The following is an 8551-nucleotide window of genomic DNA, read 5'->3' as shown; positions in this document are numbered from 1 at the left end:
AGGCCTGATGCGCCGCAGATCCGGGGCCTAAGAGCGCCACGACGGGCCATAAGCCAAAAAAGATACATCCGACCGCCTCGCCCGATCGCTCCGGGGTCCCGGTTCGCGGCGCGAAGCGCCGCGCCCGGGACACGAGGCTTTCACCAAATCCGCCCCCCTACTCCAGATCGGTGCTCAGGATCGCCATCTGGAAGTTGTAGGAGCGGTCGTCGTCCTCGTCGTCGACGAACAGCACGCCGATGAACTCCTCGCCGATATAGACCTCGGCCGAATCGTCCTTCTTGGGGCGCGGCACGACGCGCAGGCGGGCGTTGCCGAACAGGCGGCGCAGATAGCCTTCGAGCTTGCGGATTTCAACGGCGTCCACGGGCGGCTCCTTTTCCGTCGTCGGGATCGGCGGCGGCGCCAGGAGCGGCGCGCCGGGATGGTCGGGGAGTCCATACGGGGGCTGGCGCGGTCGCGCAAGGCGCCCGGTGGACATCTGCCATCCGTATGAGGCGTAAGCCGATTTCGCTTCGGCCGCGGGCCTAGAGGCCGAGCTCGCGCAGCATCTGGTCCATGGCGTGCGACGGCTCGGCGCAGCCGGCGTCGCCGACCACCTTGGCGGGCACGCCGGCGACCGTGGTGTTGTGCGGCACCGAGCGCAGCACCACCGAGCCGGCGGCGATGCGGGCGCAGTGGCCGATCTCGATGTTGCCGAGGATCTTGGCCCCCGCCCCGATCATCACGCCGTGGCGGATCTTCGGGTGGCGGTCGCCGGTCTCGTTACCGGTGCCGCCGAGCGTGACGTGATGCAGGATCGAGACGTCGTCCTCGATCACGGCGGTCTCGCCGACGACGAGGCCGGTGGCGTGGTCGAGGAAGACGCCGCGGCCGATCCGCGCCGCCGGGTGGATGTCGGTGGCGAACACGGACGACGCCCGGCTCTGCAGATAGAGGGCGAAGTCGCGTCGCCCGCCGCTCCACAGCCAGTGCGCCAGCCGATGCGCCTGAATGGCGTGAAAGCCCTTGTAGTAGAGGAGCGGCTCGAGAAACCGGCTGGTCGCCGGGTCGCGGTCGACGACCGCGACGATGTCGGCCCGGAACGCCTCGCCGATCTCCGGGCTGCCGTGCAGCGCGTCCTGATAGGCGCCGCGAATGAGCTCGCTGCCGAAGTCGGGATGGTCGAGCCGCGCGGCGACGCGATGCACCACCGCGTCCTCCAGCCGATCGTGATGCAGCACGCTCGCATAGGCGAAGGACGCGAGCTCCGGCTCGCGCCGCGCCACCGCCTCCGCCTCGGTGCGGATGCGGTCCCACACCGGGTCGACGCGGCCGAGCGTCCTGGTGATGCTCCGGTCCTGCAACATGCCGTTCTCCCGGCGCGGTGTCCCCGATCACAATCATATCAGACCGTGACGTGTTTCGGGGTCATTCCGGGGCGCAGCGGAGCTGCGAACCCGGAATCCAGCCCGGACGTCCAGGATCGCCGCTGGATTCCGGGTTCACGGACCTGACGGTCCGCGCCCCGGAATGACGTGTTTTTCGCTCACGGCCGCTCGGTCAGGAACGCCAGCACGGCCGCCTTGTAGGCGCGGTCGCCGACCGCCAGCATGTGGTCGCGGTCCGGGATGTCGACCAGCGTGGCGCCGGGGATCAGGTCGGCGAGCGGGCGGCCCGGACCGGAGACCTCGTCCTTGGTGCCGATGGCGATCAGCACGGGCGGCTCCAGCCGGCCGATCTCGGTGGTCGACAGCGTCTGGCGCGAGCCGCGGATGCAGGCCGCGAGCGCCCGCAGATCGGACTTCGTGCGGTCGGCGAAGGCCCGGAAGGTGCGGCCCTGCGGATCGGTGACGTCGGCGAGCGACGGCGCCTCCATGGCCTCGGCCACCGCATCCGGCAAGCCGGCGCCGTCGACCAGATGCCAGCCGAGCCCGCCGAGCGTCGCCGAGCGCACCCGCTCCGGATGGGCGAGCGCCAAGAACGCCGTCACCCGCGCCCCCATCGAGTAGCCCATCACGTCGGCCTTGCCGATGCCGAGATGGTCGAGCAGCGCCCGCACGTCGTCGGCCATGGCGCCGGCGTGATAGGCGGCCGGCGCGTAGAGCTTGGTCGAGGCGCCGTGGCCGCGCATGTCGAGCGCGATCACGCGGCGGCCCGCATGGGTGAGGGTGTGGACCCAGCGCGGATGCACCCAGTTGGCCTCCTTGCTGGAGGCGAAGCCGTGGACGAGCACGATGGGCTCGCCCTCGCCCTTGTCCAGATAGGCGAGCTCGACAGGACCGTTCTTGAAGGACAGCATTTTCACTGAAGGACGTTGAAGGAGCTTGATCAGGCCGGCTGTGCCGCCGGCTGCGGGGTGAGCGAAGGCTTCGCCGCGGCGGCGCGGGCGGCCATCCGGGCGGCCTTGCGGGCGCGGCGCTTCTTGGCGAAGGCGAGCCCGCGGCGGGTGGCGCGCTCGGTCAGGCTCTTGACCAGGACGAGCGCCCAGATCAGCGACATCAGCGCGCTGAACGACCAGTTGAACAGCGTCATGGCGCCGGTGGTCAGCACCAGCGCGGCGCGGCCGCCGAGCTTGAGGATCGCGCGCGTCTTGCCGCCGTTCTTCTCGGCGATCTTGGCGAGGCGCGCCACGTCCTTCGGACCTTCGGCGAGCTTCAGCCCGTCGAGGGCCGCGCGCGTGCCGGCCTTGGCCTGCACCTTGCCGGCGTCGCGGACGAGATCGACCAGCGGCTCGGCCTTGTCGAGCTTGACGGCGGCCTTCAGGCCGCGCGCCGCGGCGGCAGGCTGCAGGAGCGCAGTGCCGGAGATGGCGCGCCGGGCCTGGGCGAGATCGACGACGCCGCGCAACGACCGGGCCGTGAAGGCGGCGAGCCCCGCCCCCATCTTGCCGGCCTTCCAGGCCGCCTTGACGACCGACACGCCGGCGCGGGCCGGCGCAGCCGCACCGAGCGACACATAGGTGCCGGCCGTGACGGCGAGGCCGACGCAGGCGAGGCCGAGGACCAGCTCGTCCGCCTCGTGCCCGGTCGCCAGCCGGCCGCCTTCGCGGACGGCGTCGCGGACGTCGCCGAAGACGAACAGGTCGCCCAAGAGCGTGCCGGCGAGGCCGGCGCCGTCCTCCGGCTCGCCCGTGACGAGTCCCATCCCGAAGCTCTTCGCCGAGCGCGCCGCCTGTGCGGACGCCGTACCTGCCTCGGCCACCCGGGCGAGAAGCCCCGGATCGAGCACGATCGCCCGCGACTGCGCGAGCGCGACGAAGCTCTGGGCCAGGTCGGCGTCGCCGGCGGCGAGCGCGGCCTCGATCTCCCGGCGGGCGACCGTGGGGGTGAGGGCCTTGTTGACCGCCCGATCGGCGAGCCGGACGGGATCGTTCTGGTCGAGCAGCAGGCCGGCCGAGTCGAGCGCCGTCGGGGCGGCCAGCCACAGGCCGCCCGCCACGGTCGCCACCACCAGGAATGGCAGTGCGAACTCGCTGCGCAGCCTTGCCCGTCGCTCGGATCGTTCTGTCGGCACTAGGAAATCCTATTCGGTGTCGCTATGGTCCGCACGCGTTTGTCGTCCTGCCGACCCGGTTCCGTTCACGCCCGGACGACAGCCTCGCTCCAAGCTCCGTTCGCGGACATCCCGATCGCGTACACCCGGATCGCTGACAAGACGTTGCCGCAGAGGTGGAATCATGGCGGACAAGATCGTACCCCACTTCCATAACGATCCCGGCGTTCAGACGATCGCCATCGGGGCCAAGCGCTTCATGTGCATCGGCGCCAAGCCGCCCTTCGATCATCCGCACGTGTTTCTAGATATGGGGGACGACAGCGAGATCGTCTGCCCCTACTGCTCTACCCTCTACAAGCACGACGCCACCCTGCACGGCTTCGAGGCGCGGCCGCCCGAATGCGCGCTGGAGGAGAGCCGCGCCGCCTAGGCGTCTCCCCCGGTGGTCGAGTCGCGGACGATCCTGATCGCCGGCGCCGGCATCGGCGGGCTGACGGCGGCGCTCGCGCTCGCCGACCGTGGGTTCCGGGTCGTGGTGCTGGAGCAGGCCCCACGGCTGGAGCCGACCGGCGCCGGCCTGCAGCTTTCCCCGAACGCCACCCGCGTGCTGATCGGGATCGGCGCAGCGCCGAAGCTGAGCGCCGTCGCGGTGACGCCCGACGCGGTGCGGGTGCGCAACGCGCAGGGCGACGACCTCGCCCGCATCCCGATCGGCAGCGCGCCGCAGCGCTACGGCGCGCCCTACTGGGTCGCGCATCGCGGCGACCTCCACTCCGTGCTGCTCAAGCTCTGCGCGACCCGGCCGGACATCAAGCTGGTGCTCGGCGCCCGGGTCGACGAGTACGCCGTGCACGCCAACGGCGTGACGGTGGCGTCGGCTGGACCGACGGTCGTCGGCGAGTTTTCCGGGCTCGTGCTGATCGGCGCCGACGGCGTGTGGTCGCGGGTGCGGGCGCGGCTGTTCGACGACGGCCCGGCGCTGGCGGCCGGGCGCACGGCGTGGCGCACCCTGTTGCCGGCCGACGCGGTCGCGCCGGAGCATCGCGCCCCCACCGTCAACCTGTGGCTCGGCCGCGGCGCCCATCTCGTCCACTACCCCGTCCGGGCCGGCGCCATGATCAACCTCGTGGCGATCGCCGAGGACGACGAGATCGTCACCGGCTGGAGTGCCCCCGGGCTGCCCGAGGAGGTGCTGGAGCACTTCCCCGCACACCGCTGGTCGGCCACCGCGCGCGACCTGCTGGCGCGGCCGCAGCAGTGGCTGCGCTGGTCGCTGCACGGCCGCCCGGCGGCGCGAGAGTGGGGCCGCGGGCCGGTGACGCTGCTCGGCGACGCCGTCCACCCCACCCTGCCCTTCCTGGCGCAGGGCGCCGCCATGGCGATCGAGGACGCCGCGGTTCTCGCGGATGCGCTGGCGCGGCGGCCGGACGCGCCCCAGGCGGCGCTGCGCGACTACGAGAGCCGGCGCCGGGGCCGCACCGCCGGCATCGTGCGGGCGGCGCGCCGCAACGACCTGGTCTATCACCTCGGCCAGCCGGCCGCGGCGCTGCGCGACCTGGCGATGCGCCTCGTCGGCGGCGAGACGGTGCTGGCCCGGCACGACTGGGTCTACGAATGGCAGCCGCCGGCGTCGTTCGCGACGCCCGCCCCGCCCGTGCAGGCGGAGTGATCAGTTTCGTTTGGTCCGATCATCACCCCTCATGGTGAGGAGGCCGCGGAGCGGCCGTCTCGAACCATGAGGTCACCCTCGCCCTTCGAGATGGCTGCTTCGCAGCCTCCTCGGGACGAGAGCGGACAACCTATCCCAGCATCAGCTTCTCGTCATAGGGCGCGCGAGACAGAACGTGTGGGGCACCCTCGGTGACCAGCACCATGTCCTCGAGCCGCACGCCGCCGCCGCCGCGCACGCCCGGCACCCAGATCAGCGGCTCGACCGCGAACACCATGCCGGGCTCGAACTCGTAGGTCGGCGCGCCCGGCAGCGTCTCGCCGATATAGGGCGGCTCGTTCGCCCCGATGCCGACGCCGTGGGCGATGAACAGCGACAGGAACCGGCCGTCGAGCCCGTGCTTGCCCGCCGCCCGCACGATCGCGTCGGTGCAGTCCTTGTTGGTGCGGCCGGGCCGCATCTCGGCGATGCCGGCCATCAGCCCTTCGTAGACGGCCGTGAAGATCCGCTTCTGCTGATCGGACGGCTTGCCGCAGATGACGGCGCGGGCGACGTCGCCGAAATAGCCGCCATAGGCCGCGCCGATGTCGATGAAGACGATGTCGCCGGAGCGGATCAGCTTGTCGCCGCAGATGCGGTTGGGCGGCGCCATATGCTCGCCGGACGCGACGAACGGCGTCATCACGTGCGAGTACTCGCCGCCGAGCCGGAACAGCGTGCGCATCGCCTCGCCGGCGACCTCGCATTCGCGCACCCCGTCGGCGATCGCCGCCGTCGCCGAGGCCGTGACGGCATCGGCGATGGCGGTCGCCTCCTCCAGCAGCACGATCTCCTCGGGAAGCTTGTGGCGCCGCGCCATCAGCATCGGGGTGTCGCCGTCCTCGATGGCGAGCTTGGGGAAATGTCGCTGCAGCGCCTTCACGAAGACCGTGTTGGCCTCGTCGAGGCCGAGCTTGGCGTCGGCGAGGCCGTACTTGCGCAGCACGGGCCCGAGGATGTCCTTGACCATGCCGTCGACGAGGGCGACCTCCTCGATGATCGGGATGGTGTGGGCCTCCTCGATCCACGGCATGGTGAGGTCGACGCGGTCGCGCTCGCCGCCCGAGCAGAACAGGATGGGCGCGCGCCCCTCGACCAGCAGCGCGCCGTTGAGCGCCGTCGTCTTGCCGGTGATGAGCTGCGGCCGCAGATCGGTGAGGTAACGCTGGTTCTCGTCCTTCCAGACGAGCAGCGCGTCGAGCCCGGCCTTGCGGCGTTGCTCCTGCGCCTTCGCGATGCGCTTCTGCCGCAGCGCGGCGACGTCGAGGCGCCTCTCGTAGCCGACATTGAAGGGGCCGCGCGCATACCGGTCCATGCGGACTGTCTCCTCGGATTTTCTAAGCTGTCGCGGTCGGGTCGAGCCGCCCGGGAGGGGATCCCGGGTCCGCGATCATCGGGGCTCAGGAGACTACACGACCCCGCCGCGCGCACAGAACCCGCGGCCGTGCAGAGCAGCCGTCGCGGAAACGAAGGGCGACGAATTGTCTCCCGGACCCTGTATGACAGGTGTGCGGTGCAGCGAGAGCAACGTCATTCCGGGGCGCGGGCAAAGCCCGCGAACCCGGAATCCAGCGGCACGCTTCGCATTCGTGGCTGGATTCCGGGTACGCGCCTTCGGCGCGCCCCGGAATGACGAGTCCCCTACTTCCCCGACCAGTGCACGAAACGGCGCTCGATCGTGAGGAACAGCAGGTTCAGCCCGTAGCCGAGCGCGCCGGCGGCGGCGATCGCCGCGTACATGCGCGGCATGTCGAAGAGCTGCTGGGCCTCGAAGACGCTGTGGCCGAGCCCGTCCTGCGAGCCGATGAACATCTCGGCGACGACGATGATGACGAGCGCCAGCGACACGCCGTTGCGGAGCCCGACGAAGGTCTGCGGCAGCGACTCCCACAGCATCACGTCGAACAGCACCCGCAGCCGCGACGCGCCCATCACCTTGGCGGCGAGTAGCCGGGTCTTTCGCGCGTTCATGACGCCGTAGGCGACGTTGAACAGGATCACCAGGATGGCGCCGAACGCGGCGACCGAGATCTTGGTCTCGTCGCCGACCCCGAACAGCACCAGGAACAGCGGGAACATGGCCGAGGCCGGGGTGGAGCGGAAGAAGTCGATGACGAATTCGAGCGAGCGGTAGAGCCGCTCCGACGAGCCGAGAATGATGCCGAGCGGGATGGCGATGACGGCCGCGATGATGGTCGCCATGGTCGTGCGGTAGACGGTCTTGACGAAGTCGAACCCGAGCGCACCGCCGTCCATGCCCTTCCAGAAGGCCTTGAAGGTCTCGGCCGGCGACGGCAGCAGCACCGGGTCGACCCAGCCGCGCGCCGTGACCAGCGACCAGATGGCGAGCAGGCCGGCGACGCCGACCAGCGGCAGCAGCGAATCGAGCCTGCGGATCATCCTCGCCTCACCTCGCGCTGGAACACCTCGAGGCAGTGCGCCTTGAGCCGGACGAACTCGGGATCCGACAGCGTCTCGTCGCCGCGCGGCCGCGGCACGTTGACGGGCACGAAGTCGGCGACCCGGGCGGGGTGACGCGACAGCAGCAGCACCCGGTCGGCGAGATACACGGCCTCCTCGAGGTCGTGCGAGACCAGCACCATGGTGGTGCCGCTCTCGATGAACAGCTTCTGGAGTTGCTCGCGCATGAACAGCGTCATCTCGTAGTCGAGCGCCGAGAACGGCTCGTCGAGGAACAGGATCTCGGGCTCGACGACGAGCGCGCGCATGATCGAGACGAGCTGCTGCTGGCCGCCCGACATGTGATAGGGATGGAGGTTGAGGTCGATCTTGACGCCGAGCCGCGCGACCAGCGCCTCGGTACGCGCCTTGCGCTCCGCCGCCGGCACCTTCATCAGCTTCAGCGGATAGGCGATGTTGTCGAAGGCGCGCATCCAGGGGAACAGCGCCTCGCGGTAGTTCTGGAACACGTAGCCGAACTTGATCTCGGAGAGCAGCATCCCGTCGAACAGGATGCGGCCGGCGTCGACCGGGATCAGCCCGGCGATCATGTTGATCAGCGTGCTCTTGCCGCAGCCGTTCGGGCCGAACACCGAAATCAGCTCGCCGCGCGGGATGTCGAGATCGAAGTCGTCGTAGATGACGGTCTTGCCGAAACGCTTGCTGAGGCCCCGGATGGTGACGTGCGGCCGCTTGCCGACTCCGCCCACCGGCGGGGTCGAGGGGAACTCCTCGTCGTGACGATCGGGCGACGAGTATCCCATCGGCGAGGAGCGGACGGCGTCCGGCGTGGCGTCCATGAGCGGCGACCTGTCGGCAGCTATGACCGGGTTGGGCGACACGGGACAGACCTCTCGGTCCCGCTCGTCCCCGCGAAGGCGGGGACCCAAGGGCGACAATACGAGG

General features: G+C 70.5%; 9 protein-coding genes. 2 read left to right on the top strand and 7 right to left on the bottom strand.

What is annotated here, in order from left to right; translation table 11 throughout:
• Positions 1–157 precede the first annotated feature (157 nt).
• The 4 genes from ABTU92_RS25725 to ABTU92_RS25710 all read right to left on the bottom strand — a co-directional run bounded on the left by ABTU92_RS25725 (position 158) and on the right by ABTU92_RS25710 (position 3495).
• Entirely contained in the window at positions 158–367 is a 210-nt protein-coding gene (locus ABTU92_RS25725; RefSeq protein WP_111357593.1) for a DUF3126 family protein, read from the bottom strand.
• Positions 368–527: 160 nt separating this feature from the next.
• Positions 528–1349 carry a serine O-acetyltransferase gene (gene cysE / locus ABTU92_RS25720; RefSeq protein ID WP_408094454.1) on the bottom strand — a complete coding sequence of 274 codons (822 nt, stop codon included), beginning with the start codon at positions 1347–1349 and terminating at the stop codon, positions 528–530.
• Between the two features lie 179 nt (positions 1350–1528).
• The gene (locus tag ABTU92_RS25715; protein WP_408094453.1) at positions 1529–2281 is read right to left on the bottom strand and encodes an alpha/beta fold hydrolase; all 753 of its coding nucleotides are present in this window, start codon (positions 2279–2281) and stop codon (positions 1529–1531) included.
• 29 nt (positions 2282–2310) lie between these two features.
• Entirely contained in the window at positions 2311–3495 is a 1185-nt protein-coding gene (locus tag ABTU92_RS25710; RefSeq protein WP_408094452.1) for a hypothetical protein, read from the bottom strand.
• A gap of 163 nt (positions 3496–3658) precedes the next feature.
• On the opposite strand from ABTU92_RS25710, the gene ABTU92_RS25705 reads away from it, so the two are divergent.
• The gene (locus ABTU92_RS25705) at positions 3659–3907 is read left to right on the top strand and encodes a zinc-finger domain-containing protein (RefSeq protein WP_408094451.1); all 249 of its coding nucleotides are present in this window, start codon (positions 3659–3661) and stop codon (positions 3905–3907) included.
• A 12-nt stretch (positions 3908–3919) separates the two neighbouring features.
• Positions 3920–5146, top strand: coding sequence for an FAD-dependent monooxygenase (locus ABTU92_RS25700; RefSeq protein ID WP_408094450.1), 1227 nt, complete (start codon positions 3920–3922; stop codon positions 5144–5146).
• A gap of 130 nt (positions 5147–5276) precedes the next feature.
• On the opposite strand, the gene ABTU92_RS25695 is transcribed toward ABTU92_RS25700, so the two are convergent.
• From ABTU92_RS25695 to ABTU92_RS25685, 3 genes are all read right to left on the bottom strand, one after another.
• Positions 5277–6500, bottom strand: coding sequence for a M24 family metallopeptidase (locus tag ABTU92_RS25695; RefSeq protein ID WP_408094449.1), 1224 nt, complete (start codon positions 6498–6500; stop codon positions 5277–5279).
• Positions 6501–6826: 326 nt separating this feature from the next.
• On the bottom strand, positions 6827–7585 hold the full coding sequence (locus ABTU92_RS25690; protein WP_408094448.1) for an ABC transporter permease: 759 nt from the start codon (positions 7583–7585) through the stop codon (positions 6827–6829).
• On the bottom strand, positions 7582–8445 hold the full coding sequence (locus ABTU92_RS25685) for an ABC transporter ATP-binding protein (protein ID WP_408094447.1): 864 nt from the start codon (positions 8443–8445) through the stop codon (positions 7582–7584). Before ABTU92_RS25685 ends, ABTU92_RS25690 begins: the two co-directional genes overlap by 4 nt.
• Positions 8446–8551 lie beyond the last annotated feature (106 nt).

Source organism: Rhodoplanes sp. SY1, assembly GCF_046000175.1.
Lineage (GTDB): Bacteria > Pseudomonadota > Alphaproteobacteria > Rhizobiales > Xanthobacteraceae > Rhodoplanes.
Note: the sequence above shows the minus strand (reverse complement) of the source record. Positions and strands in the feature narration are given on the sequence as shown.